This window comes from Methanomassiliicoccales archaeon (assembly GCA_035527755.1).
Taxonomy (GTDB): domain Archaea; phylum Thermoplasmatota; class Thermoplasmata; order Methanomassiliicoccales; family UBA472; genus UBA472.
This window is the reverse complement of sequence record DATKZX010000004.1, coordinates 65411-91759: the sequence shown is the minus strand read 5'-3', so window position 1 is coordinate 91759 and position 26349 is coordinate 65411. Positions and strand designations below refer to the sequence as shown.

General features: G+C 54.7%; 29 protein-coding genes. 20 read left to right on the top strand and 9 right to left on the bottom strand.

Annotated features, from left to right (window positions below; translation table 11 throughout):
* Positions 1–176 precede the first annotated feature (176 nt).
* Both VMW85_01800 and phrB read left to right on the top strand, forming a co-directional pair.
* Positions 177–917, top strand: a complete 741-nt coding sequence (locus tag VMW85_01800) for a hypothetical protein (GenBank protein ID HUT26770.1) — start codon at positions 177–179, stop codon at positions 915–917.
* On the top strand, positions 893–2302 hold the full coding sequence (gene phrB, locus VMW85_01795) for a deoxyribodipyrimidine photo-lyase (GenBank protein ID HUT26769.1): 1410 nt from the start codon (positions 893–895) through the stop codon (positions 2300–2302). Before VMW85_01800 ends, phrB begins: the two co-directional genes overlap by 25 nt.
* Here phrB and VMW85_01790 read toward each other — a convergent pair.
* Both VMW85_01790 and VMW85_01785 read right to left on the bottom strand, forming a co-directional pair.
* A complete protein-coding gene (locus VMW85_01790) occupies positions 2280–3806 on the bottom strand; it encodes a hypothetical protein (protein ID HUT26768.1) in 1527 nt (508 codons plus the stop codon). The genes phrB and VMW85_01790 overlap by 23 nt on opposite strands.
* A gap of 472 nt (positions 3807–4278) precedes the next feature.
* Positions 4279–4614: a hypothetical protein gene (locus VMW85_01785; GenBank protein HUT26767.1), complete on the bottom strand. Its 336-nt coding sequence runs from the start codon at positions 4612–4614 to the stop codon at positions 4279–4281.
* Between the two features lie 85 nt (positions 4615–4699).
* Here VMW85_01785 and VMW85_01780 point away from each other — a divergent pair, with 85 nt between their 5' ends.
* From VMW85_01780 to VMW85_01755, 6 genes are all read left to right on the top strand, one after another.
* Positions 4700–5959, top strand: a complete 1260-nt coding sequence (locus VMW85_01780; GenBank protein HUT26766.1) for a 3-isopropylmalate dehydratase large subunit — start codon at positions 4700–4702, stop codon at positions 5957–5959.
* The gene (locus tag VMW85_01775; protein ID HUT26765.1) at positions 5956–6438 is read left to right on the top strand and encodes a 3-isopropylmalate dehydratase small subunit; all 483 of its coding nucleotides are present in this window, start codon (positions 5956–5958) and stop codon (positions 6436–6438) included. Before VMW85_01780 ends, VMW85_01775 begins: the two co-directional genes overlap by 4 nt.
* 159 nt (positions 6439–6597) lie before the next feature.
* Complete coding sequence (locus VMW85_01770; protein HUT26764.1) at positions 6598–6771, top strand: DNA-directed RNA polymerase subunit K; 174 nt, start codon at positions 6598–6600, stop codon at positions 6769–6771.
* Positions 6772–6781: 10 nt separating this feature from the next.
* Complete coding sequence (rpsB, locus tag VMW85_01765) at positions 6782–7393, top strand: 30S ribosomal protein S2 (protein HUT26763.1); 612 nt, start codon at positions 6782–6784, stop codon at positions 7391–7393.
* A 39-nt stretch (positions 7394–7432) separates the two neighbouring features.
* Positions 7433–8251 carry an AmmeMemoRadiSam system protein B gene (gene amrB / locus VMW85_01760; protein ID HUT26762.1) on the top strand — a complete coding sequence of 273 codons (819 nt, stop codon included), beginning with the start codon at positions 7433–7435 and terminating at the stop codon, positions 8249–8251.
* Between the two features lie 91 nt (positions 8252–8342).
* Positions 8343–9287 carry a zinc ribbon domain-containing protein gene (locus VMW85_01755; protein ID HUT26761.1) on the top strand — a complete coding sequence of 315 codons (945 nt, stop codon included), beginning with the start codon at positions 8343–8345 and terminating at the stop codon, positions 9285–9287.
* Between the two features lie 40 nt (positions 9288–9327).
* On the opposite strand, the gene VMW85_01750 is transcribed toward VMW85_01755, so the two are convergent.
* From VMW85_01750 to VMW85_01740, 3 genes are all read right to left on the bottom strand, one after another.
* Complete coding sequence (locus tag VMW85_01750; protein ID HUT26760.1) at positions 9328–10209, bottom strand: glycerol dehydrogenase; 882 nt, start codon at positions 10207–10209, stop codon at positions 9328–9330.
* Positions 10206–11522: a hypothetical protein gene (locus tag VMW85_01745; GenBank protein ID HUT26759.1), complete on the bottom strand. Its 1317-nt coding sequence runs from the start codon at positions 11520–11522 to the stop codon at positions 10206–10208. The genes VMW85_01750 and VMW85_01745 overlap by 4 nt, the downstream gene beginning before the upstream one ends.
* 153 nt (positions 11523–11675) lie before the next feature.
* Positions 11676–12299, bottom strand: a complete 624-nt coding sequence (locus tag VMW85_01740; protein ID HUT26758.1) for a hypothetical protein — start codon at positions 12297–12299, stop codon at positions 11676–11678.
* Positions 12300–12428: 129 nt separating this feature from the next.
* Between VMW85_01740 and VMW85_01735 the strand changes: the two genes are divergently transcribed.
* The 3 genes from VMW85_01735 to VMW85_01725 are packed head-to-tail and all read left to right on the top strand — an operon-like array spanning position 12429 to position 14636.
* The gene (locus VMW85_01735; protein ID HUT26757.1) at positions 12429–12944 is read left to right on the top strand and encodes a hypothetical protein; all 516 of its coding nucleotides are present in this window, start codon (positions 12429–12431) and stop codon (positions 12942–12944) included.
* Positions 12945–12987: 43 nt separating this feature from the next.
* Positions 12988–14058 carry a formate--phosphoribosylaminoimidazolecarboxamide ligase gene (locus VMW85_01730; protein HUT26756.1) on the top strand — a complete coding sequence of 357 codons (1071 nt, stop codon included), beginning with the start codon at positions 12988–12990 and terminating at the stop codon, positions 14056–14058.
* On the top strand, positions 14055–14636 hold the full coding sequence (locus VMW85_01725) for a hypothetical protein (protein HUT26755.1): 582 nt from the start codon (positions 14055–14057) through the stop codon (positions 14634–14636). The genes VMW85_01730 and VMW85_01725 overlap by 4 nt, the downstream gene beginning before the upstream one ends.
* Here VMW85_01725 and pdxS read toward each other — a convergent pair whose 3' ends face one another.
* Entirely contained in the window at positions 14637–15545 is a 909-nt protein-coding gene (gene pdxS, locus VMW85_01720; protein HUT26754.1) for a pyridoxal 5'-phosphate synthase lyase subunit PdxS, read from the bottom strand. It lies immediately after the preceding gene.
* Positions 15546–15612: 67 nt separating this feature from the next.
* On the opposite strand from pdxS, the gene VMW85_01715 reads away from it, so the two are divergent.
* Positions 15613–16821: a pyridoxal phosphate-dependent aminotransferase gene (locus VMW85_01715; protein HUT26753.1), complete on the top strand. Its 1209-nt coding sequence runs from the start codon at positions 15613–15615 to the stop codon at positions 16819–16821.
* Here VMW85_01715 and VMW85_01710 read toward each other — a convergent pair whose 3' ends face one another.
* A complete protein-coding gene (locus VMW85_01710) occupies positions 16822–16998 on the bottom strand; it encodes a methytransferase partner Trm112 (GenBank protein ID HUT26752.1) in 177 nt (58 codons plus the stop codon).
* A gap of 100 nt (positions 16999–17098) precedes the next feature.
* Between VMW85_01710 and VMW85_01705 the strand changes: the two genes are divergently transcribed.
* The 3 genes from VMW85_01705 (at position 17099) to serA (ending at position 20932) form a co-directional block, all read left to right on the top strand.
* Positions 17099–18133 (top strand): GntG family PLP-dependent aldolase, encoded by a 1035-nt coding sequence (locus VMW85_01705; GenBank protein ID HUT26751.1) that lies wholly within the window; start codon positions 17099–17101, stop codon positions 18131–18133.
* A gap of 130 nt (positions 18134–18263) precedes the next feature.
* Complete coding sequence (locus tag VMW85_01700) at positions 18264–19328, top strand: alanine--glyoxylate aminotransferase family protein (protein ID HUT26750.1); 1065 nt, start codon at positions 18264–18266, stop codon at positions 19326–19328.
* Positions 19325–20932, top strand: a complete 1608-nt coding sequence (serA, locus tag VMW85_01695) for a phosphoglycerate dehydrogenase (GenBank protein ID HUT26749.1) — start codon at positions 19325–19327, stop codon at positions 20930–20932. The genes VMW85_01700 and serA overlap by 4 nt, the downstream gene beginning before the upstream one ends.
* A gap of 34 nt (positions 20933–20966) precedes the next feature.
* Here serA and VMW85_01690 read toward each other — a convergent pair whose 3' ends face one another.
* The gene (locus VMW85_01690) at positions 20967–21263 is read right to left on the bottom strand and encodes an MTH1187 family thiamine-binding protein (protein ID HUT26748.1); all 297 of its coding nucleotides are present in this window, start codon (positions 21261–21263) and stop codon (positions 20967–20969) included.
* Positions 21264–21611: 348 nt separating this feature from the next.
* Between VMW85_01690 and VMW85_01685 the strand changes: the two genes are divergently transcribed.
* From VMW85_01685 to VMW85_01665, 5 genes are all read left to right on the top strand, one after another.
* The gene (locus VMW85_01685) at positions 21612–22028 is read left to right on the top strand and encodes a DUF6015 family protein (GenBank protein HUT26747.1); all 417 of its coding nucleotides are present in this window, start codon (positions 21612–21614) and stop codon (positions 22026–22028) included.
* Between the two features lie 69 nt (positions 22029–22097).
* On the top strand, positions 22098–24008 hold the full coding sequence (locus VMW85_01680) for an ATP-dependent DNA helicase (GenBank protein ID HUT26746.1): 1911 nt from the start codon (positions 22098–22100) through the stop codon (positions 24006–24008).
* A 22-nt stretch (positions 24009–24030) separates the two neighbouring features.
* Positions 24031–24594, top strand: coding sequence for a CDP-2,3-bis-(O-geranylgeranyl)-sn-glycerol synthase (locus VMW85_01675; GenBank protein ID HUT26745.1), 564 nt, complete (start codon positions 24031–24033; stop codon positions 24592–24594).
* Positions 24595–24598: 4 nt separating this feature from the next.
* On the top strand, positions 24599–25126 hold the full coding sequence (pyrE, locus tag VMW85_01670) for an orotate phosphoribosyltransferase (GenBank protein ID HUT26744.1): 528 nt from the start codon (positions 24599–24601) through the stop codon (positions 25124–25126).
* On the top strand, positions 25127–25654 hold the full coding sequence (locus tag VMW85_01665) for a uracil-DNA glycosylase (GenBank protein ID HUT26743.1): 528 nt from the start codon (positions 25127–25129) through the stop codon (positions 25652–25654).
* On the opposite strand, the gene VMW85_01660 is transcribed toward VMW85_01665, so the two are convergent.
* Positions 25645–26322: a glycosyltransferase family 2 protein gene (locus VMW85_01660; GenBank protein ID HUT26742.1), complete on the bottom strand. Its 678-nt coding sequence runs from the start codon at positions 26320–26322 to the stop codon at positions 25645–25647. The genes VMW85_01665 and VMW85_01660 overlap by 10 nt on opposite strands.
* Positions 26323–26349 lie beyond the last annotated feature (27 nt).

The window sequence follows — 26349 nt, the reverse complement described above, 5'->3', positions numbered from 1 at the left end:
GGGACTGGAGGTGGTTTACGAATGGATAAGAACAAGAGGCCGGAAAAGAAGGCTGAGACCAAGAAGAAGTAATTCTTACTTCTCTCCAAGTGAACCTAACCTCGTCAGGATGAAATGTCCTGACATTCTTCCTTTTTTATTCATCACTTATATACTGGCTCTTTGTAACGGGTTTCATGAAATGGCGTTCTCATCTCTCCATCGGCAACGCTATCGCCGATCGGTTCCAGATGTCGGAGGGAGAGAGGAGGTCATTCCTGGATGGGCTGGTGGAGCCGGACCGCCACGGGGAGAGGGCCAACAGGCCGGGGCATTCCTATCGTGTAAGACATCACAGAGCATCCGACCGGGTCATTATGATTCACGTCTGGATGGCCAGAAAATCGTTCCTGCGCAATGATACCTACCAGGGTTACAGGCATCTAGGGATGGCTCTCCACTACATTCAGGACAAGTCCACATCAAAGGGGTTAATGGGGCTGACCCACGAACGACGCGAGAAGAAGCTGGCCGGTTTAACCGTTCCGCAAAAGGCCATTGAAGTGGGGTTGAAAAAATATGTCTCCTCACCTGAGTTCGTTCGAGGAACGATCGTCAGGACCAAGCCCAAGAAGGACCTGGAGGAGATCATGGTCCAAGCTTCGTTCAGATCGGCGGCGGTCGCCGCGGCGGTCCTCGACGCCAGTCAGCCACCTCTTTTTAGTAAACAAATGTCCCTTGCACGCAGGAGACACGCCCTGATGCATACACCACTGGCCGTAGGATCCATGGCCGTTGGATTATCCTTGGCGCTCGCATGGAATTCGCCTTTTCCGATCATCGTCCCTCTGCCCTTGGTCCTATTGGCTCTGATCTTGGACCGCCCATACCGTCAACTCAAAAGGTTGGCAGAATGGAACGGTCTGAGGAGGCATTAAGGTCGCGGGGGAGAATTCTATACCGCATGCAGGCGACAGTTCCTGGTTACGAGGGCCGATGGCGATCAGCACGTAATTCCTCGGGTGCTGGCCCAGTTGTTTATTGGATGAGCCGGGACCAGCGACTGCAGGACAATTGGGCGCTGTTCCATGCATGGGCCAGGGCCCACCAGGAAGGGCGCCCATTAGGAATTGTGTTCTGTCTCGCTCCTCATTTCTCATTGGCCGGTCCGAGGCATTATCGTTTCATGCTGCAGGGGTTGAGGGAATTGGCAATCAATGCCAAAAGGGTAGGGTTGCCGTTATTCCTGCTACAGGGAGAACCGGAGAACGCCCTCCCCCGTTTCCTGGAGGAATGGGAGATATCTCTGACCGTAACCGATTTCGATCCTCTGAGGGAGAAGAGGGCATGGAGAAAAACATCGATGGAAAGGAGCGAGTGCGGGTTCGAAGAGGTGGACGCGCACAACATTGTACCATGCTGGAGGGCATCTCCAAAACAGGATTATGCTGCATCCACCTTTCGTCCAAAGATATCCGCCCATATTTCCGAATACATCGATCATCTCCCTCCATTCCCCCTAAAATTTCCTTCCTGGCCAGGTGATGTGCCGGAGGTGAACATCGAAGGAGCGTTCGACCAACTTGGACGGTATCAGGAAAAGCATTGGCGTGGTGGCGAATCCGAGGCGCGCATGGTCCTGAACGATTTTATCACCAAGCGCCTTGAAGGTTATAGCTTCGGTCGTAACGATCCTAACTTAGACGCTCAATCTGGGTTATCCCCTTACCTGCACTTTGGCATGATATCAGCTCAAGCGGTGGCTTTGGCGGTCAGGGGATCATCCGCTCCCCAAGGTGATAGAGAGGCTTTTCTGGAAGAGCTCATAGTCCGTCGAGAGCTCTCAGACAATTTTTGTCATTACAATCTCAGATACGATTCGATCGATGGATTTCCAGCTTGGGCCAGGGCAACTCTGAGGGAGCACATGGGCGATCGCCGCGAATATTTGTACGACGAGGCAGAACTAGGGCATTCCAGAACCCACGACCAACTTTGGAACGCGGCCCAGAAGCAGATGGTCGAACAGGGAAAGATGCACGGATGGCTACGTATGTACTGGGCCAAGAAGATCTTGGAATGGACGGAGACGCCCGAAGAGGCCTTACGCATCGTCATATCCCTGAACGATAGATATGAGATGGACGGGCGCGACCCGAACGGTTATACTGGCGCGGCTTGGAGCATCGGAGGGGTGCACGACAGGGCTTGGGCCGAGCGACCGATCTTCGGGAAGATCCGATATATGAATTTGAACGGCGCTCGAAGAAAGTTCGATGTGGACCGATTCGTCCGATCGATCAACGACGGCCCAGAGATATAGGCTGGCCCTTGACCGGTACGATCGTCTCCACGGGGCATGATCTGGCGAAGGCCTCCGGGTCGGAACAATGGACCGGTATGACCACCTCCGGAGATATCGTATCTATGATCTGCCAAAGGTGGGGCAGGGAAAGATGTCCCGAGGAGTGAAAGCCCCTCTCGAACTCTAATTGTCCATCGACCATGTCCAATCCCCGGCATTTGAAACCAAATAGGTCTATCCAGTTCATTAGCTTCTGCAGATTGTCCACCTGCTTGAGATCGTAGGCCTCGCTGTTGGAGTAGATGTATGTTCCTCCGTTCCAATCCAGGTCCAGCAGCTTGGTCATGTCCCAGAATGAAAAGCAAAGCATGTATTCCTCAGGGTCTTTGGCAATATCGTCCGGGTCGGCCACCTGCCAGCCCTTGTCCTTTAGACCGTTCACAGCCTCGATGTCCTCTGAGCTTAGCGATCGGTACACCCAAAGATCGTCCTTGCGCACGTTGCCATCCACCTTGGCGATGCTCTTCAGGAAGGCCACGTCCCTGTGGGTGACCACCATGCGCTTTCCAGCATCCTTGGCGATTCCTATGAACGTGTCCAGGCGCTCGAAGTTATTGGCCGAGAAGTCGGCTATGGTCAGCCCCTTTCCCTCCTCGACCGCCGCCCGGCAGTTCTCCCTCACCACTGCCTCAGTGATCTCCTTTTCCTCCGAGACCCGGCCGATACGGGTACCTTCTATGATCAGGGCCTTCGGGCTCAGTTCCCCCGCGGCATCGGCGAACGCAGCGCTCATCTCCCCTCTCGCGCCATGCATTCTCAGGTCTCCGGAGTAGACCACCCAATCCTCGTTCCCATGGCGAACGGCGTAAGCGGTGGCGCCGTAGACCGAGTGGTCTACCGGGAAGGCCTGGTACTCGATGTCATTTATCTTCCCGTCACCTCTGATGATATCGCACACCGACCCCTTCTTCCAAGCAGGGTCGTCCTCAATGACATCCCCGGTCAGCACCCAGCACCGGCCCTTTACCTCCTTTACCTTTCCACGGGGGGAGATGAGGACCCTTGGCTCCCCCTCCTTCTCCGTTCTCACCACGTGGTCAAAGAGCTCGGTCGGGGCGTTCGCCCTCCCCGTCTCGCTGTAGGCTCGAAGGATGGCATAGGTCATGGGGCTGGCCACGATCGGAATGTTCTGGCGAAGGAAGCCCACATGTCCGTAATGATCAAAATGGGCGTGAGATAGAAAGAGCGCATCCGTCCGCACCGGGATCATGTCCGAAGAGGATAGATCGCCAGGGTACAGGTCGGGTCTATAGCAGTCCAGCGCAGGTAGCATCCCCATTCGGAGGTAGTCCCTAAGCCCCCGAGCCCCGCGGGGCTTGATGAACTCCGTGCAATATTTCTTACTCACATCAAAAGGTTCGCCGAAATCAAAGAACAGCCCTTGGTCCCCGAAGCTCACGTGGATCTTGTTGCCACCGATAACACCCGCCCCACCGTAGACAGTGATCTTCATTCCAGTCAAGAAAAGAACACCCGGAGCGGATTTATGACTATCCCCTCTCTTTTCTAAAGGATCAATCTTTTGGCCCTCTAAATCTGCCGTACTACCGTCAGTCTACCCAGTATCCGGATAACCTTATCCTGTTGAGCTCGTCTTGCTTTGATCTCTCCCAATCCTATCGGGCTTCATGCTCGGTCATGGGCATAATCCGACCTTCCTTTTCAGGATAGTATAGATCAGGACTACGATAGAACCAGACAACGATCCCAGCTAAGAAGCAAATAGCGCTAGCCAGCCAGGGTCCAAAGAATAAATAATCAAATCCTAATATGAATAAAGCGTAGGAAAGTGGGAACAAGATCAATGATGCCGCCAATCTCCACCATAGCCAACTCACCCATCTTTTCATGTCTAAGACCCTCCCCAAGATATCGAGGTAACATGATAGTTGAGCGCCGATGAACACACGGGCCTCCCAGGCATCCGGGCGACATTACCATTTTCTATCCACCATGTGCGAATCGATCCGAACGACGTCCAATTCCCGTTGCCGTTGAATTTCGGAATCCCGGTTCAGTTCGTGTTCGGTCTTCGGGGACCCACGACGTTCATGAGTAAAGGTACTGGAACCACTAGGCCTGCGGTAGAACCACACTATGATGGCAAAGAACAGGAATACCACCCCCAATGTCCAGTAGAAGACAGCCATGATGCCCAGCAAGTTTTGGTTAAGATAACCATTACCTATTAAGAACAGAACTATGGCAAGAGCTAGGCAGATGGCACTGACAAGCAAGCGGGAAACGAACCACCTACTGCTCTTCCCCATATGATTTCCACTAATTTCCCAGTATTTGTAATTATTTTCAAAGATGTTAGAAACGACTATATTCGGCGATACAGTTGGAGACATCATGGCAGCCATGACCTTCGCCCAGAAGGTTCTAACCCGGGCCAGCGGAAAGGAGGCATTCCCTGGCGATATAGTATCGGCCAAAATCGATCTGGCAATGTCCCACGAGAACGCCGCTCTCGTATTGAGGTCCTTCAAAGAGATCGGGGCTAAAGAGGTCTGGGACCCGGAAAAGATCGTTCTTCTTTTCGATCACCGCATTCCAGCCAACACCACCAAGGCCGCCGAAGGCCACCAGTCGGTCCGGAACTTCGTCAGGCAGGACGGTCTGCCCAACTTCTATGACCTGCGGGAGGGAATTTGCCACCAGGTACTCCCGGAGAAAGGGCACGTACTCCCGGGAATGCTGATAGTTGGCACCGATTCTCACACCACCACCTATGGCGCGTTCGGAGCCTTCTCCACAGGTATCGGCGCTACGGAGATGGCCGCGGTCTGGGCCACAGGGGAGCTGTGGATGAAGGTCCCCCAGACCCTGAGGTTCCACTTGAACGGGAAACTGGAGGGGCCGGTTTCGGCCAAGGACGTCATTCTTCACCTTATCGGAAGCATGGGAGCGGACGGTTGCGATTACCGTTGTACCGAGTTCGTCGGTCCGGTCGTCGACGATATGTCCGTATCCGGTCGCATGACCATGTGCAATATGAGCATGGAGATGGGGGCCAAGGCCGGCGTCACATTCCCAGACGACAAGACCCAGGATTACCTGAAAGGAAGGACGGACACACCATGGCAATCAGTGGTCTCAGATGCCGACGCAGAGGTGGAAAAGGAGATCGATTTCGACCTACAGGGGCTATCGCCCCAGGTGGCATATCCTCATTCTGTCGACAACGTAAAACCGGTAGAGGAGATGACCGGCATCCCGATTGACCAGGCGGTCATCGGTTCATGCACAAATGGCAGGGCCGAGGACCTGTTGGCGGCTGAAAGGGTGTTGCACGGCCGCAAGGTCGCCGATAGCGTAAGGCTGATCGTGGTTCCTGCTTCTAAGGAAGTGTACCTATGGGCGGCGGACAGTGGAATACTGTCTTCACTGGTGCGTTCAGGCGCGATCGTCACCAACCCTGGATGCGGTCCGTGTCTGGGCGCGCATCAAGGTCTATTGGCTGCGGGAGAAAGGTGTATCGCCACCACCAACCGCAATTTCAGGGGTAGGATGGGTTCTCCTGACTCTGAGGTCTATCTGGCCTCACCGGCCACGGTGGCCGCTAGCGCTATCGAGGGAGCCATTGCCGACCCGCGGGAGGTGTGGAAATGAGGGGGAATGTTTGGAAATATGGAGATCATGTCAACACCGACGTGATCATTCCAGGCAGGTATCTGGATGACTATGACCCCAAGAACCTGGCCAAGCACGCGATGGAGGATTTAGACGTCACGTTCGCCAAGAATGTCGCTTACGGCGACATAATCGTGGCCGGAAGAAATTTCGGTTGTGGGTCCAGCCGTGAGCAAGCCCCACTGGCGCTCAAGTACGCCGGAGTTGGGGCGATAATAGCACCCAGTTTCGCCCGCATATTCTATCGTAACGCCATAAACGTCGGGCTACCGGTCATTGAATGCGACGTCCTATCGATGTTTCAGAAGGGGGATGTCGCGTTGATCAATTTGGAGAAGGGAATAATCGCCAACGAGGGTAACGGCATGACGGCAAAGTTCGAACCATTACCTGATTTCCTTCTCACCATCCTTAAGGAAGGTGGTCTGGTACCCCACACCGCTAAAAGATACCGCTAGGGCAATGTATATAAAGGGGGAAGGATTCCGTGAGAGCAGGGACGGTCAGGTAACTCCAACAAAAGCGGTGAAAAACGTGTCTGGCGTGTCTCAAACAGGTCGTGAAAAAATTTATAAGCCCCTCGCTAATATGGGGACACTTCCCCCTATGGTGAATTCATGAAGTATACTAGATTTGAGAAGGCGCGCATCATCGGTGCCAGGTCACTGCAGATTTCATTAGGCGCGCCTGTGCTTCTAGAGATCCCCGAAGGGATGATCGACCCAATTATCATTTCTCAGTTGGAGTTCGATAGGGGAATTATCCCAATAACTGTAAAGCGCGACACATGAGGTTATTAAAATGAGCGACGAGTCCAAGACCGAGCTTCTCGTACCGGAGGACGTTTATCTGACCTCCGGTGTCCACATTGGCACCCAGCAAAAGAGTGCTGACATGAAGGATTTCATCTTCAAGGTCAGGACCGATGGCCTGTATGTAATGGACGTCAAACAAACCGACGTCCGCATCAGAGCCGCGGCAAAGTTCCTTTCGAGGTTCAAGCCCGACCGTATATTGGTGGTATCCGCCAGACAGTACGGGCAAAAGCCCGTTCGAATAATGTCCAAGGCCATTGGCGCCATGTACTTCGAGGAGAGGCTCATTCCCGGGTCCCTAACCAACCCAGTGCTCGGCAGGTACATCGAGCCCGACGTCATCTTGGTGACAGATCCGGCTGCTGACCAGCAGGCTGTCGCCGAAGCTTTGAACGTGGGTATCCCGATCGTAGCCCTGTGTGACGCCAACAACGAGACTAGGAACGTCGATCTGGTCATCCCGACCAACAATAAGGGGAGACGTTCTTTGGCCTGCGTATACTGGCTACTGACCCGCGAGATCCTGAAGGAGCGCGGACAGATGGTCAGGGACGAGGATTTCAAGCTAGGCATCGACGACTTCGAAGCCAGTTTGTAAACCCCAACCCTTTTCAACTCCCTTTCCTTATTTTCATTTATGGTACGCCACGCGGCCGTCGCCGGACAATTCTACTCAGCATCAAGAGCCGCCCTGCTGAAGGAGGTGGAGAGATGCTTTCTTTCTCCGTTCGGCCCCGGGGCACTTCCTGAGGTGGTCAAGGACGGGGAACGTGTGATAGTAGGGGCGGTCGTTCCGCATGCTGGCCTGATGTTCTCCGGTCCAGTAGCCGCTCACGTATACGCCGAGATGGCTCGAGACGGGTTACCTGAGACGGTGGTCATCATCGGTCCTAATCATACTGGATATGGTAGGGCGGTATCCGCATGCAACGAGGATTTCGAGACACCGCTCGGCACGGTCAAGGTGGATCAAGAGATCCTATCCCGATTAAGGGGTGTGGTGGAGATAGATCGTTCAGCTCATCTGTACGAGCACAGCCTGGAGGTTCAGCTCCCCTTCCTACAATTCCTGTCACCCGATATCAAGATCGTTCCTCTGGTAATGGGGCAACAGGATATCGTAATGGCCCGGGAGACGGCCAAGGTGCTGAAGGAGGCCTGCTCTGGGAAGGACGTTTTGTATCTGGCATCTTCAGATCTCTCACATTATGTTCCCGCATCCACGGCCAAGCAGGAGGACGGGCGCGTGTTGGACCGCATACTGGAGCTGGATGCAGAAGGGGTCATCAATACGGTCATGGCAAGGGACATCAGCATGTGCGGATACGGTCCGGTGGCCACTATGCTACTTGCATGCGACGGCAGTAAGGCACGGTTACTTCATTATGGAAACTCTGGAGACATACATCCGATGGACCAGGTGGTAGGATACGCCGCCCTGGTGATCGAAAAGTAATTTGTTCTCCCCTGGCAAAATTCTAAATATATACCAGAAGCCATATACGGCCTAGACCCCCCCAGGGGGCCAATTTAAGGAGAAGATTTACATGGACGGAACCAAGACATGTCCTTATTGTGGGAAGTTGGCCTCGGCCGACGCCCAGTTCTGTCAGGGCTGTGGCCGGAGCATAAGCTCTCCTCAGCAAACCTCTGCTGAGCAACCGCCCCAGCAGGGTGGGTGGCAGCAGCCATCTCAGCAGAACTATCAGCAACCGCCCCAGCAGGGTGGGTGGCAGCAGTCGCCTCCTGGCGCTCCTGGTCAGATGCCAATAGGACAATCCTATGGGGGCGGTGCCAAAGGTCAGATCGCCGGAGCGATACAGAACCGAAATATGACCGATGATATCATGAGCGGAATATGGACACTATGGCCGATCCTTGCGATCGTCATTGCCTTGATCATCGGTGTCGTATTGGTGTTAGTGATAGGTATCTACGGTATCATGCTTGCCATACCGATCGGCATTATCCTCTATGCGGTCCTAAATTATAAGTTGCTCAAGAGAATGGACGAGCATCGCAAAAGGGAAATGGCCCTACGCATGGCCATCATATCATATCTGAAGGACAAGGGAGCGGAGACTCAGAGAGCCCAGCTCATAGCCAACGAGATATCCGCTTTGGAAAGCATCAACCAGGAAGCAATGTACAAGGAGAAGGAGAGAACCCCCGTCCTCTGGACCATCATCAGTTTGATACCCCTTCTCAACCTGGTGGTCATGTATTTCCTAGGTGAGTTCCCGTTCGACCACGACAAGAGATGGCACGCTTTCACCCAGTACACTCAAGTAGCCTGCCAGAAATTGGGCATCAATGTGATGACGCCTTCCTGGAGCACCCTCAAGGAGAGGCCCAACGTCATACTCCTGATCGCCACCTTGCTCATCAGTATCATCGTGTTTTACTGGTACTATATCATCATCAAGGACCTAAACGATCACTTCCAGGCGCAGTGGCAGTTCGAGGACCAGTTGATGGCACAGCTCCGGTAAAAAAAGAAAAAAAAGTTTGGGAAACCTTTTCCCATTTTTTTTATATTTTTCTCATCCTGCCCAATACTGGCTCATAGACGAATCCCTTGTCCAACAGAGAGTTGGCGATCGTGTCGAGCTCTTCCCGTTCGATGCCCTGTTCCTTGGACTTCTTGACCACTTCGTCCCAAGCCGCTCCTCGGCCAGAATCCAAGCTTTCGATCATGGCCAGGACCAATGCTTCTTTGTCAACATCGTCCTCCTCGGCTATCTCGATCTCTTCAGGGACCGCGGCTTCCGCTGACATGTCCGGACCGATCTGGTACTCGGGCAATAGGAACTTGAGCGCGTCCACCACCATGGCACGATAGCGTGTGAGGTCATCAGGGTGGTAATGCTTGACGCTGAGCGCGGCGCCTTCGGCCAGTGGCAGGCTGAATCCGATCTGCATGAGCTTATCGGCGTCAGGCTCTCCCAGCTTCATGGCCTCTTCCATGGCGGAGATTCGGTCAGAGGAAGCCTTGCACGTCTCCAGGACCCAATTGTCCCGGATGGCCGCTTCCACCTTGCCGATCCTTTCCGGCCTGATGGACACGTACAACTTGCCCTCTTCCGGAGAGTAGGTGCGGAACTTACCCACTACGGCGACGAAGCAAGGGGGCTGCAGCTTGGCCAATGCCATGCTTGCCTCAGGCTGATACTGTCCGGCGGTAAGGTAGAAGGTACCGGTAGGGTCAGTGATCTTGGCCCGCCACACCGGTTCGTTCTCGTTGCCTACGTTCTCATTGTCGGTGAGGACCCCCACTATGAATACGCGGTTGATCTTGGCACCCAGTGGCGAGATGAGGAAGGAAGGTGCCTTCTCGCCCTCTCCCTTGATCTCGTAGCTCGAGGAATTGAACTCGGCGGCGAATATCCTCCACGCAACTTCCCTGGAGATCAATTGAATCCCTCCAGTTCAGTTAGGAGCTTTGCGCCCTCCTCCCTCACGTCCTGTTCTACGAAGTGCACCTCTTTTGCCATCATCATTGGACCAAAGTCGTCACTGCGCACCATGCCCCGGACCTCTAAGGACCGGGCGAAGAGCTTTTCCTCGGCCATCTCTTTGATCAGGTCCGGGTTCCTCTCCTCCGTGGTGAGCTTGATAGCCTCGTCCATGGTCACGCCGATCATCTGTTCGGTCAGTTCCTTGGCGAAGATCACGTTCAAAGAAGAAGTGCCGTCATCCAGGATGGCCTTGATCCTCAGATCGTCCACGCCTTTGACCTTTCCGTGTACCCGGCAGGTGCTCTTCTGCAGTACCCGACGGCAATCAGGGCAGCGCATGATAAGTCCACTGCCCTCACGCACATCCACCAAGGTCCCGCGGACCAAGGTGTCCATTGCTCCACCGGCACGTTCTATCTCTTCAAGGGTCTGAACCTTGGTCAAGGTAAGGTCTCCCAAAGATCCCTTTGCCAGCACCTGGACCTCAGCTCGGTCGCCCAAGTTCAGCTTGGGCATGCCTCTCCAGCTCTTGACGTAGGCGCCGATGATCTTCACCTCATCGTCCTTGTTCAGCTTGGTCTGCCCCCAGACAGTGAACTCCACACTGCCAGTGTCGTCGGTCAGCACACCGGTCAGGATGGTCTTTTTCTCTCCTGAAGCGGTGATCTCCTTCTCTTCCAAGCTAACTACCTTACCAGAGACGATGACATAGTTCATGCCCTCGCCCAGCTCGGAGATCTTGGCCTCAAGGGACCCAGCACCGCTGGCGGGTGCTCCGACCACGGCGAGGCTCTCCTCAGTGACCTCAACGGTGGCCCGGTTGCCCAGGTTGAGCTGTGGTGATCCTTTGTACTCCTTGGTATAAGCGTTACGAATGAGCACGGTAGATCCTTCGTTCAGCTGTACACGGTCGGTCTCCCAAACAGTGTAAGGGACCGTTCCTGTCTCATCGCCCAGCAACCCGTAGACAATGTTCTTACAGGCTCCACCGACCTCGATCGACTTGGGATTGACGGTGAGGACCTTCACCATGAGGTCCACCGACTGCTCCGCTCCAGTGAGCGTCTCCACGGTCTTCCGGGTCCCCTTCTGTAGGGCGTTAGGATCTCCGCCAAAGTTCTTGACGATGCTACGCTTGGCCGTCTCCAGGGACACCCTGTATAAGGTCAGGTAGGTCTCCATTTCTTTCTCTATCGCTTCCTTGTCTGCCTTTTCCCCGAGCACCCTGGCAACTTCTTCCACATGGGGTGTGAGTTCCTCTTTGTCCATTTAATGCCTCCTTTGCTTTGATAATTAGGCAGGCTCATTATGCCCATTACGTTTAATAGTATTATTCACCGACAATTGAAAATGAGAAGATAAATGCCTCATTTTTGCAGAGGCCAGTAAAAAATTGATGATCGTGAGCCGATTGAAAATGGCTCACTCAGTGAATGTCTCACCGCGTTCATACTTCTCCTTGAGGTGAGAGATCAGTATGTCCCGATTGTTGCGCAGGTGGGATTCATACCATGCCAGAACGACATCGCCCAAGTGCTCGTGGAACCGGTTCATGTCGAACTTCGACAGAGGGGAATCGTAGACCACGAACTGCCCGAATATCCGCTTCCAACCAGCATATTTGTAATAATGTTCACCTTCGCAATAGTCGAAGACTACGCGCAGGCAGGGCGTGGAATCCACGGCGTAATACATGATCTTGAGGGAATCCCCCATGCGCCCCTGGGTCTGGGTTCGATCGACCAATTGGACCTTGGAGACCGCTTCAAAATCGTACTCGGTCTTGAAACGCCACTTATTGGGGAACTCCTCGAACTGGGCGAATTCGCTATAGGTGGGTTCCATGTTCAACTGGACGTTGATCTTGGAGAAACGGTTCAATACGTTCCAGATATCACCTATGATAGTCCGATTAATAGTGGTCTTTTGGAAGTTGATCTCTTCCTTATCCTTAGAGATGGCATCGGTACGAGCCGAGAGCTCGGCATCAAGCTTGGCGAACCAATCTTCGTCCTTTGCCTTTCCCACCTTTTTATCTGGAACCATTGAAGTCTCCCCTGGCATAATTGCCATACGAACATAAAAAGATATCTCATTATTGTGATAACCCAGCAATTATTATGGCGAGGTCTGAATTCCAATAACCTTTTCTAATCGCAGTATATTACTCGTCCGATGGGGATCATTGAGGATATATGGTCGTCCCTGGAGCAGCTCCAGGGCGATCCTATAATCTATGGGTCAGTATTCTTTATTTACGCCATAGCGGCGACGATAATCCTGCCCATACCCGTAGAGCTGGGACTTTTCCTGAGCCCGGAAACGCCCTTCGTGGTCAAGGCCCTGATCCTGGCCGCCGGGAAGGGGGTCGGCAGCATATTGGTGTTCTATATCGGAGTGAACGTAGAAGGGCCGATCCGCAAGCTCTGCGACCGTTGGAGATGGTATTGTAAATTCGTTTTCGCATGCGAGAGGTTCGTAGAGAAGTTCAGCTACATCGGATTGTACGTTATTCTGAGCGTCCCTTTGATGGTCGATACCGTTCCTGTGTATCTTTTTTCCATATTCAACAAGGAAGGTAAGACCCTCAACGTGCGCTATTTCGGTCTAGTTAACTTCCTGGCCGGGCTTACCCGCGCGACGGTCGTATATGTTTTCTTCGAATTCCTAGGTATTCAACTCTTCAATTGAGGAGGTTCGAAAGGTTTATATTCGTCAGGAAAATTTTGAGGTAATGGTCCCGAAAGGCAAAATTCTCAAGATACTCGACGAGTACGACAAGGACAAGCTCACTGTGGCCACCCTCTGCTCACACTCTTCCCTGCAAATTTTTAACGGGGCCAAGAAAGAAGGTTTCAAAACATTGGGGTTGACGGTCAAAGATAATTTCCGTTACTACGATGCTTTTCCCTTGGCCAAGCCGGACGAGTTCATCAAACTGGATAGTTACAATGATCTGATCGACAACGTCGATGAGCTGTTAGCCCGCAATGTCATCATCGTACCGCACGGCTCCTTCGTGGAGTATATGGGTACCGACAAGTTCGAGAACATGCCCGTGCCCACCTTCGGCAACAGGAACGTTCTGAGGTGGGAATCCAATCGGGATCGTATGAGGGAATGGCTGGAGACGGCAGGCATCGCCATGCCGAACGTCATCGAGGATCCCAAGACCATCGACCGACCGGTACTGGTAAAATACCACGGGGCCAAGGGTGGCCGGGGATTCTTCATAGCCAAGGACTACAACGAGTTCAAGATGGGACTGGATATGGAGCAGGAGTATACTATCCAGGAGTATATCCTAGGCACCAGGTATTACTTGCACTACTTCTACTCGCCTATCAAACAGGACGGGTTCCGAGTTAGGGACGGCTCCCTTGAGCTCATGTCCATGGACCGACGAGATGAGAGCAACATAGATGAACTGTACAAATTGGGGGCGTCCGAAGAACTGAAGAGGCTAGGGCTGTTTCCCTCGTTCGTCGTCACTGGCAATGTGCCAGTGGTCATCAGGGAGAGCTTATTGCCCAAGGTGTTCGACATGGGCGAACAGGTGGTGAAGCGCGCTTACGAGCTTTTCGGAGGCATGATCGGACCATTCTGTCTGGAAGGCATCGTAACTGATAAACTGGAGTTCAAGATATTCGAGATATCCTCCAGGATCGTGGCCGGTTCCAACCCGTTCATCTCCGGTTCTCCCTACTCTGACCTGGTGGAAGTGGGAATGAGCACTGGGCGTCGCATCTCCCGGGAGATCAACGACGCTGTCAAGACCGACACGATGGGCAAAGTGATCTCCTGATCACCCTGCTCCTGGCCGATGCCGAGATGGAATGGTATCGGTCAGGGGACCGAACGATCCTCCTGGACCGGTACCGGGGCGGGCCGAAGGATGTTTTGACCGACACGCGCCGGGGAAGACCCGATGTGGTCCATTCATTCCTCAGTATGTCCCTCCGTTCTCCATTACGGAGGAAAGGATTGGAGGTGATGGTGCATACCAGGCAGGACAAACTGCTCATTTTCGGCCTAGAAGCAAATGTACCGGCCAACTACCTCCAGTTCCTCCAGCTCCTCGACCCGCTGATGAGAAACGGGTCCATAGGTGAGGGAAAAGCTTCCATACGCCTTCTGGAAGCCTCGTTCGAGAAGGTCGTGGATGGTCGTAAGGTATTGGTGTTCTCGCCTAGGGGACATCGGTCCGATCTATCGAAGGTTCTAAAAAGTAAAGAGGAAGGTTGGACGGCGGTCATCGGCGGGTTCACCGAGGGAGATTTCCTCAGCCCCGTTTATCAGAGGGCGGACGAGGTCGTCTCCCTGGGCGGTGAGCTTCTCACCGTGCCACTGGTCCTTTGCCAGGCGCTGAGCGCCCTGGAATGATCACCAGCCGCGTTCCTGCATCCGCTGTTCCTTGGACAGGGTGGAGATCTCAATGCCGTGCATGGCCTCCCCCAATCCCCTAGACACCTCGGCGATCACCTTAGGGTCATCAAAATGGGTGACCGCTTCGACGATGGCCTTGGCCCTGACGGCCGGATCGTTGCTCTTGAAGATGCCCGAACCTACGAACACTCCATCGCTTCCCAACTGCATCATCAGCGCTGCATCGGCCGGCGTGGCAATTCCACCAGCGGCAAAATTGATGACCGGAAGGCGTTGCAGACTGGCAACCTCCTTGACCAGATAGAATGGGGCTTCGATCTGTCGGGCGACGACCGCTAGCTCCGAGTCGTTCATGCCCTTCAGTTCCCTTACCTTGCCCATGATGATGTGCTGATGCCTGACCGCCTCGATGATATTACCGGTGCCCGGCTCCCCTTTGGTCCGGACCATTGCCGCTCCCTCGTCGATGCGCCTTAGGGCTTCCCCAAGGTCCCTGGCTCCGCATACGAAAGGTACTGTGAAACCTTTCTTGACCACGTGCATGAACGGGTCTGCCGGGGTCAGTACCTCCGATTCGTCGATCATGTCCACGCCCAATGATTCCAGTATCTGAGCTTCAACGAAATGCCCGATGCGGCACTTGGCCATGACCGGTATGGTTACCGTGTCCATGATCTCCCGTATCTTGACCGGGTCGGCCATGCGAGCCACTCCGCCCTGTGCACGAATATCTGCCGGGACCCGCTCCAAAGCCATCACGGCCACGGCACCAGCTTCTTCGGCTATCTTGGCCTGCTCGGCGTTGGTCACGTCCATGACCACACCGCCCTGTTGCATCTTGGCGAACCCTCGTTTCACCAGGTCCGTTCCGTGGCGTAGTCCGGATAGGTCCAACTTGAACACCATATTACTCACCAAATCGGCTTACCTGCAGGGCGTTATTTATCACTTTTCCTACAATACCCCTGGATGATTGGCATCAGGCATTGAGAAAAGCATAAAGATATTGGGCTCGTTCCTCGGCGTGATGTTCGCGAGAAGGATGGAGAACGTCCCCGAATCCGGGACGGTGAAGATCGCCAACCTGGTCAGTAAGCTCAAGGCTGAAGGGGTCGACATCATCTCGTTCTCGATGGGGGAGCCAGATTTCCATACCCCTGACAACATCAAGGACGCCTGCGCGCGATCCTTGGACAACGATTTCACCTACTATACGCCCTCGGCCGGCATTCCCGAACTGCGCAAGGCGGTGTCCCAAAGGTGCCGCTGGATCAATAATATTCCCTGTGAGGCTTCCAATGTCCTTATCACCCCGACCAAGCAGGCCATCTTCATGACCATGCTGGCCATGGTGGACGACGGCGACGAGGTCGTGATACCGGACATTGCCTGGGGCACTTTCGAGGCTTGCGCTAAACTTGCTGGCGGGAAGGTACGCTATGCGGAATTGTCATCGGAGAAGGCTTTCCGCATGACGCCGGAGAGTTTAGCTGAACAGATAACCAAAAAGACGAAGTTGGTGGTGCTGAACTCCCCCTCCAATCCTTGCGGTGCCGTGCTGACAAAAGAGGACGTCAAGGGCGTAGCGGACCTGGCCAATGATCACGACCTTTTCGTCCTGGCCGACGAAATATATGATCAATTGGTGTTCGAGGGGGAGCACCTTTCCATATCCTCGTTGGCAGGCATGTTCGATCGCACCATCACTGTCAACGGTTTCTCGAAGACCTATGCCATGACCGGCTGGCGGGCCGGATGGGCCGTGGCACCTGCGCCCATCTTCAAAGAGCTGAACAAGCTACAGACCCAGTCCATCACCTGTGTGACGTCGTTCGTGCAACAGGCATGCATAGAGGCTTTGAACGGGCCGCAGGCTTCGGTCCAGGCTATGAAGGGGGAGTTCAAGGTCCGAAGGGATCTCGTGTATTCGCTCATGGACGATATTCCGGCGCTCAACTGCCCCATGCCCAGCGGGGCGTTCTACATGATGCCCTCCTACGATTTCGATATGTCCTCTGAGGAAATGGCCGCATATCTTTTAGAAGAGGCGCACGTAGCGATCACTCCCGGTTCCGCCTTCGGTCCAGCTGGAGAGGGCAGGTTCAGGTTGTCCTACGCTGCCAGCCGAGATGATATCAGGGAAGGGATGTCCCGCATCAAGGTCGCCCTGGCCAAACTTTGATCATTCTGGCGGTAGGAGGTTGGGGATGCCTTCCTCGATCGGATAGCGCGCACCGCACGACGCGCAGGCCAACATACCATCGATGACCTCCCCGTTAGCCTCCCGCTCCACCGTCAATTTCAATGGGTGGTGCTTGCAGGCCGGACAGGCCAAAATATCCACGAGGTCCACTTTCATGGGAACAATGTACCGATCAGGGCACATATCAACCTTTCATAGAGGCGGGTCGCTAACTATTTATCCACTGCCCCTTATCGCGCTGGCTGGAGAGGTTGATTTGCGCCGTATTGATCTTAGGAGCGACACCTTCACCTTGCCTACCAAGGAGATGATGGATAGCATACCGTCCGCCGAGCTGGGGGACGACGTGGAAGCCGAGGACCCCACGGTCAACCAGCTGCAGGCCATAGCAGCCGAGATGTTCGGTACCGAAGGCTCATTACTGATGGCCAGCGGTACCATGGGCAACCTTGTCTCACTGATGTCCCACTGTCAGAGAGGGGACGAGGTCCTTATGGAATCGGAAGCCCATATCTACTATTACGAACTGGGGGGCATAGCGGCATTGGTGGGTGCGATCCCCAGTCTGATACCGGGGACCAGAGGTAAGTTCTCACCCGAGCAGTTGGAGGAGCATATTCGGATCCCCGACCTGCACTACCCCATCTCTCGGTTGGTGTGCATAGAGAACACACACAACCGCGGAGGCGGATCGGTGTGGACCCCGGCAGAGGTCGCCGCCGTGGCCAAGGTAGCCCACGATCATGGCCTCAAGGTCCATTGTGATGGCGCCCGAATATTCAACGCCGCTGTAGCCCTGGATGTCGATGTCAAGGACTACATGAGGCATCTGGACAGTCTAAGTTTCTGCCTGTCCAAGGGATTATCATGCCCGGTAGGCTCGATGGTTGTGGGGAACGCGGAGTTCATCGAGCAGGCAAAAAGGAACCGAAAGATGGTCGGAGGGGGTATGAGACAGGCCGGCATCATCGCCGCCCCCGGGATCGTGGGGTTGCAGAAGATGGTAGGGCGGCTCAGGGACGACCATAGTAACGCCAAGAGGCTGGCATCGGGGCTGTCATCACTTCCTGGTGTTGAGGTCGATATGGATGCGGTCGAGACCAACATCGTTATGGCTGATATCACTGGTACTGGAATGAGCGCTGAGACCTGTGTCAACAGATTGGGAAAGATCGGGGTGCAGGTCTTCGAGTTCGGCATCGGTCGAGTGCGCTTCGTGACCCATTACGGCATCGATTCAGTAGATGTGGACGAGGCCGTGGCCCGGTTGAACCGCCTACTGCGCCAGTGAGCGGGCATGGAAACATATTTCAAATCCTGTTTTTTACCCTCTAACGTCACCCGACCGACATCGGGGTCTGCCGAGGGTTCCGGCAGGCAAAACATATTTGATGGTAAGCGTTCACTATGAGGGGATTCAATTGAACAGGAGACTTTTCACGGTTGGTCCGGTGGAGGTATTTCCGGACACTCTCGATTCTATGAACAGACCCATGATGGTCCATCGAGGCAAGGACTACCAGGACCTTCAGCACGGGGTCGTGGAGAAGATCCGCAAGGTCCTTGACGTGGACACAGAGGTGTTCCTAGCCCCGGCCTCGGCCTCCGGGTTCTTGGAGGGCTGCGTGCGAAGCGCAGTGGAGAACAAGATGGCCGGGCTGTCCAACGGTTCCTTCGGGGACCGCTGGCAATTGATCGCTCAAGAGAACGGTAAACAGGTGCAGAAGATCAGCGCCGAGTGGGGAAAGGCCCTGCGCAAAGAACACGTGGCCGGTAAGTTGGAGAAGGACGTGGAGGCGGTGACCGTAGTATCGAACGAGTCATCCACCGGAGTACTGAATCCGTTATTCGAGATCGTTGAGGGCATCAGGGAGCAGAGCGAGGCTCTGATCATGGTCGACGGAGTGACCTCGGTTGGTGCGGTGGACCTGAAGCCGCGCAAGCTGGACCTGGATGCGTTAGTGTTCGGTAGCCAGAAGGCATTGGCCCTACCACCCGGATTGGCTGTGGTCTGCGCCTCCGATCGCCTTATGGAAAAGGCGGCCAAAGTGAAGTATCGCGGTTACTACCTAGATCTGATGCAGTACAAGAGACTGGCGGACAAGGACCTTCCGCTCACCACCCCACCAGTATCCCTGATGTATGGGTTGGACTACCAATTGGACAAGATATTGAGGGAAGGGGTGCAGAACCGCTACGCCCGCCATCAGCGGATGGCTGACATGGTCAGGGAATGGGCCTCCAAACGTCTGGGCCTCTACGCCGAGGAGGGCTACCGTTCAAACACCATTTCCGTGGTGAAATTGAACGGCATGGACTTCAAAGAGTTCGATAAGCGCCTGAGGCAAAAGGGATTTGAGATATCGCCTGGATATGGTAGCGTAAAGAATGAGACGTTCCGCGTTGGCCACATGGGTGACCTGTCCGAGAAAGACATACAGGACCTGCTGAACGTGATGGATGAGGTAATGGAGGAGATGGCATGAAGTTATTAGTCACCGATGAACTTTCCAAAGAAGGCCTGGAGATGCTTACCAGAGACTCCGGTGTCCTGGTCGACGTTCGACCGAAGATACCGCACGAGGATCTGCTCAAGATCATAGGGGAGTACGACGGGCTGATCGTCCGCAGCGGCACCAAGGTGACCGCCGAGGTGGTCAATGCCGGTAAGAAGCTCCGCGTGATAGGCAGGGCCGGCGTGGGCGTGGACAACGTGGACGTGGACGCGGCCACCCGCCACGGCATCCTGGTCATGAACACTCCTTCTGCCAACATCATCTCGGCCGCGGAGCATACTATGGCCATGATGTTGACCCTGGCCCGCAACATCCCGCGGGCCGATGCGTCGGTCAAGGCTGGGAAGTGGGAGAGAAGCAAGTTCACCGGTGTCGAACTCCTGGGTAAGACCCTGGGCATCGTAGGTATCGGGCGTGTCGGCGGTGAGGTGGCCAAGCGGGCCAAGTCATTCCAGATGAAACTGGTCGGGTACGACCCGTTCATATCTCAGGAGATGGCGGTCAAGCTGGGCGTACGGATACTGCCGTTGGAGAAGGTCATGGAGGAAGCGGACTTCGTCACCATACACGCGCCGTTGACCCCTACCACCCACCATCTCATCGGCAAGGACCAGCTGGAGATGCTGAAACCTTCGGCGCTCATCATCAACTGCGCCCGCGGCGGCATAATAGACGAGGATGCGCTGTACGAGGCGCTGAAGAGCGGCCGCATCGCCGGAGCGGCACTCGACGTGTTCGAGACCGAACCGCCGAAAGGCTCCAAGCTCATGACCCTTGATAACTTGGTGGTAACTCCGCATCTCGGTGCCTCTACGAAGGAGGCACAGGAGAAGGTTTCCATCGAGATGGCCGAACATGTCAAGATGTTCCTGGTGGACAACAAGATCACCAACGCGGTCAATGTCCCGATAAGCCGGGTGGACCCAAAGGTGGCCCCCTTCATGAGCCTGGCCGAAAAGATGGGAGCATTCTGCGTCCAGCTTTCTGACGGACCGATCAAGAAGATCGAGGTGGAATGCCACGGGGAGATAGCCAACCTGGATACCCGAATGGTGACGGTCTCGGCCCTGGTCGGTGTACTGTCCCTCATGGTGGGCGAGAACACCAATATCATCAATGCCAGCAGCATTGCCCGGGATAAGGGGATACAGGTCGTCGAGGCCAAGGTGGACGAGAGCAGCCATTACACCAACATGCTGGTGGTGCGCATATCATCCAACGGCAACAAGGCAGAGGTGCGCGGTACCGTGTTCCCCTCGGACCTGTGCCGCATCATAGGTGTGGACGAGTTCGACCTGGACATGCCACTGGAGGGCGACTTCCTATTGACCAAGCACGACGATATGCCGGGCATGATCGGTAAGATCGGCACCCTGCTGGGACAGCGGGAGATCAACATCGCCCGCATGGGCGTGGGAAGGGCGGACAAGGGTGGCAAGGCGCTGATGCTCATATCCGTCGATCAGGAAGTGGGCAAGAAGGTGGTGGAGGAGCTCAAAGCCCTGCCGAACTTCAAGGACGCCCGATCCCTGGTCCTCAGCCACATGCGCAATAGGGAATACATGAACATCTGAGGGTAACCGCCCTCGACCTTCCAAACCCTTTCTTCTATTGCCAGGCCTGTTTCTCCATCACGCTGCTCACTCTTCGTTCCATCTCGTCGTGACGTCCCTTTCGTTCGTCAATTTTAATGTTGGTCGCCACCCGGTCGCTGATCTCCAAAACCCGTCGGTGGCAACGCAATATCACGGCCATGACCTTCTCGTCATCCCCTTCGATCATCGTGCCCATGGGGGTCAACTGATATCGTAACCCACTATCGTTCACAATGTGTAAACACTCCGCTACGTACATGCTAAGGCTCGTCCCTGAGCCTATCGGTATGACCGAAAATTCTGCTAACATTCTACAACCTTTGATATGTATATTTTGTGCATAGGCCATTCAATGTTTAATTTAGCAATATTTTAATATGTTTTTTAATTATATATAAAATAATAATATATATTAGGCGACCCGAGGTTCTTGGCGAATAACAAAACTATAAATAATGTAGAAAGTGTGAGTTTTTTTCAATTGCATTTCAACATCAGCGTTATACTGAGGGATTTCTAGATGAGAGGCATTAAAAGTGGTACATCTCGATCTTTTCCTTTAGGTAGCAAGGGGGCGCGAAAATCGGCCCCCTTCACCATTGTGGAAAATGTGAGTGCAGGGAATTTGGAGATTTTGGGAAGCAATGGAGGATCTGATTTGGAAGCTTCTTTTGAAATATGTTTTGATGGAAAATGCACTACTTTGACCGTCGAGGACCTGTCCTTGGCAATTAAGAACGGGATAGACCGCGATGGCATGCCCGATGAACAGGCCCGGTCCATGGCCCAACACGTTTTGAATTTCTTTGGTTATAGCGAGAGGATAATCGACAATATCCTGGAACCGGAGGACAGGGACGCCTTCTATCAGTTGGAGGACACCGGAATACTTACCACTGAGAGGGAAGAGACCACTCTGTACGACGGGCGGGAATGGCGCATTCATTATTGGCTATTCCGAAAAGAAAGAATTTTTCAGCTCATCAACGCCAACAATATAATGGGCGCGATGCTGGACGACTCCGCGTCGGTGTACGACGAGATCCCCGACGACCATTGGCAGAGAGCCAAGTGATCGAAGGGCCGGGTTCACTTTCGGTGAACCTATGACAACCATATTTATCCAAGCTGTCATCTGACGGACGTGGAACTTTTCCCTTATGCTCCCCGTCCCAACCAAGCTGAGTTCGTAAGGACTGTGGAGCGGACCATGCTGGACCAAGGGCACCTGGTGCTCGAAAGCGGCACTGGGAGCGGCAAGACGGTCTGTGCCTTGGCCGGAACGCTCCAAGCGGCCCTGGCCAGTGGCAAAAAAGTACTTTATCTGACCAGGACGAACTCTCAAGAGAAACAGGTCATCCTGGAATTGCGTAAGATCAACGAGAAGGCTCCCATTTTCGGTGTGGCCATACAGGGTCGGGGGGGCACCTGCCCTCTCGTCCGTCGCGACAAGGAGCTGAGCGCCGGAACGCCAGAGGAGCTCTCAAGGATATGCCGGGACAAGCGACGAAGGGTGCTGGAAGACCGACCTGGTGGTTGCCGATTCTTCAAAGGGCTTCAGGAACTGGATATGAACCAGTTATTGGACCACTGTAGGAGTACGCTGCCCACGGCCGAGGAGCTGATCGATCACTGCGACTCGCTGAACATCTGCCCGCACGAGGTGATGAAGGAGCTGGTCAAAGAGGCCAGGGTGGTTGCGGCGCCATACGCATATTTCTTCATGCCCTTCATCCGCAACTCCCTCATGGATTGGATGGACTGTTCCATGGAGGATGTGCTGCTCATTGTGGACGAAGCGCACAATCTCCCAGATTACACCCGTGAGATCGAGAGCTTCCAGCTGTCCAGATATATGCTGGACATGGTGATCAAGGAGGTGGAGGAGTTCGGGGACCCCGAATTGGCCAAGGGCGTCAGGGTCCACGACGTGTGCGAGGCATGCTCCCTCGTTTTGGACGAAGCGCTGCGTGATTACCTGATAGACGAGGACGGTCTGATCCCCCCTTCGTTCCTGGAGGAGAATCTCATGTCCACTTTCACAGCATCCTCCCACTCGCTCATGGCCATGTCCAAATTGCTCATGGAGCAGGGAGAGATCATCCGTGAGTCCCGCTTCTCCCAAGGCCGCCTTCCCCGTTCCCTCACTTATTCATTGGGGGCGTTCCTAAGCTATTGGTTCACCCTGGACGAGGATTGCTTCGTGAAACTGGTCATGGGCGGCGATAATCCTTGCCTGAGGGCATATTGCATAGATCCGGTGGTGACCACATCATCACTGTTAGGGTGCGGAGGCAGCGTTCACATGTCCGGAACGCTCGTTCCCCTCAACGAGTACCGCGACTCCATAGGGTTGCCCCTGGAGACCGGTCTGATGATCTTCCCCACGCCTTTTCCCAAGGAGAATCGCCGGGTGTTCTACGTCGAGGACGTGTCCACCAAGTACGAGGAGATGCAATCAGGCCCGGACATGGTCGCTACCATCGAGGATCACGTTGTCCAGGTATGCAACGGTGTGCGCCGGAACACTGTGGTGTTCTTTCCATCGTATTCGCTCATGGACCGTTTTGTCAATGACGGCGTCTCCCGACGCATTTCCCGTAAGGTGCATCTCGAGGAGAGGGGCATGGCCCAGCTGGAGCTGATGGACGTGGTCACCCGCTTCAAAGAAGGACGGATCGAAGGTCAGGTCCTATTCGCAGTGATGGGAGGACGCATCAGCGAAGGCATCGACTTCCCCGAGGACGAGTTGGAACTGGCCATTGTCATCGGCATTCCATATCCCAGGCCCACGGCCCGGCAGAGGGCGCTTCTGCACTATTACGAACTGAGGTTCCGTAAGGGTTGGGAATACACAGTGAAGGGACCGGCGATAAGAAAGCTGCAGCAGGCCATTGGACGATTGATACGCACGGAGAGCGACGTAGGGGCCGCTCTGGTCCTGGACCGCCGCATAACCCAGTTCTCCGACCGCTTGGACCTGGTGCCCACGGAAAGGCCGCTGCAGGATATCCAGCAGTTCTTCCGCGAAAGAGAGGGGTCGAAAGGTTCATAACCGGCTGGGGGAATTCGCGCCTATGGACCTCCTCCTACTGGCTCTCCTAGGATTCTGGCTAATGTTGCCTTCCTTCCTGCCCAACTCGGCAGCGGTGGTGTTCGGTGGCGGCCTGCCAGTGGATATGGGACGCTCGTGGAGGGGAAAGCGCCTGCTTGGCGACGGAAAGACCTGGCGCGGTCTGATAGGGGGCATTTGCGCCGGGATATCCCTTGGCATAATCCAGCTTTACTTGGCGTTCCCGTTCGACCGTTTGGATTTCTTCGGATTCGGCAGCTTCCCCACCAACCTGGTAGTGGTGATAGTGCTGGCGGTGGGTTCTCTGGCCGGGGACCTGGTCGGGTCCATGATCAAGCGCCGGTTGAACATCGGTCGAGGGAACAAGGCACCGCTGATGGACCAATACAACTTCCTGTTGGGATCGATACTGTTGGTGCTGCTGCTGTTCCCGGACTGGTTCCTGGACAATTTCTGGCGGAACGATGGCTGGGTGTCTTTACTGGCAGTGCTTCTGATAACCCCGATCTTGCATCGGGGGGTCAACATCATCGGCTTCAAGCTGGGACTGAAGAAGGTCCCTTGGTGATCATATGAGCGAGGAATTGAAGAACGCGCTGGTAGGTTGTGGGGCCATCCTATACGGGGATTTCACCCTGGCATCGGGCAAGAAGAGCAGATACTACATCGACATCAAGAGGGCCACCACCGACCCCAAGGTCCTGGGGCTAACAGCGGAGCTGATGGCCAAGGACATGGGGCCTGACCACGGCTTCCAGCGGATCGCCGGGGTCGCCCTGGGATCGATCCCATTGGCCGTGGCCCTGTCCCTGAGGACCGGCATACCCTTCGTCATGGTACGCAAGGAGAAGAAGGACCATGGCACCAGCAAGCTCATCGAAGGGCAACTTTCCCCGGGCGAGACGGTCCTAGTGGTGGAGGACGTAATCACCTCGGCCGGTTCAGCGGTATATGCCGTGGACACCCTCCGCCAAGCGGGAGCGGTGGTCGACACCGTCTTCTCGGTTGTGGATCGTGAGGAGGGTGGAAGGGAGGTCCTGCACAAGATGGGCGTGGACATGAGGTCCCTGATCGCCGCCAGCGATATTTTGGGGAACTAAATGTCGCTGGACCCGGGATGTCGTCTTTGCCCCCTATGGCATGGACGTATTCAAGTGGTGCCGCCATCGGGCGATCGCTTGTCGAAGGTGGCTCTGGTAGGGGAGGCTCCCGGGGCCAACGAGGACGAGATCGGAAGACCTTTCGTAGGACGGGCGGGAAGAACATTGGACAAGCTGATGCAGGAGGCCGGCCTGGACAGGGAGAAAGTGATGATCACTAACACGGTGAAATGCCGACCGCCGGAGAACCGTCGCCCCTCTCCGAAGGAAGCGCTGGCCTGCCGCCCGTATCTGTTAGAGGAACTGGCAGATAAACGTCTAGTGCTGGCATTGGGCATCAGCGCCGCCGAGGGCCTACTGGGTAGAAAGGTGGTCATGAAGGATTCGGCCAATAAACTGTTCGATGTGGAGCTGAACGGTCTGGAACTGAAGGTGATGGTGACCTACCATCCCTCGGCCTGCATTTACACCCCTGGAGCGAAGGACGTTCTCCGAGAGGCTCTAAGGACCGCCGTCACCTACCTGTGAGCGCGATCGAAACGTTTTTTATAAAGGAACATAAGATTCTTCTTACCGTCCTTCCAGCTAGAGAGTTTTACCTCGCCCACACGACACCTATAGGCGATCGGTACCTCCCGGCTTCGAACCTTGCGGAAGGCCTCTATCTTGATCTCCTCCGACATGGGCATGCCATCGTCGGTGAGGACGATGCGTCCGAGCACCTCCCTACGGAAGGTCCACATCCCGCTCTGGGAATCTTTGATCTTGACCCCGAAGAGCATGTTGGAAGTGAATGTCAAGAGGAAGTTGCCCAGGCGGTGCTTGGTGGTCATGGCTCCCTTCTCCAATTTCGCGAAACGGTTGGTGGTGATGAATTCCAGGTCCTGGTCAAAAAGCATGTTGTATAACTGCGGGATATCTTCTGCAGGGTAAGTGCAGTCGGCATCCAAAGTGACCACCACATTCCCCTGGGCCTTTTCGAAACCGGTCTTGTACGCTCGACCGTAACCTCGCCGGGGTTCCTCCACCACTGTCGCCCCTTTTTCTCCGGCGATCTCTCGGGTGCGGTCCTTGGAGTTGGTATCGATCACCAGGATCTCATAATTCCAGCCTTTCAAGGCCAGTTTCACACTGTCTATGACCTGGCCGATGGACTCTTCCTCGTTCATGGTAGGAATGATGACACTGATGTCCATTTTATTCAAACTCCCGGGGTAATAACC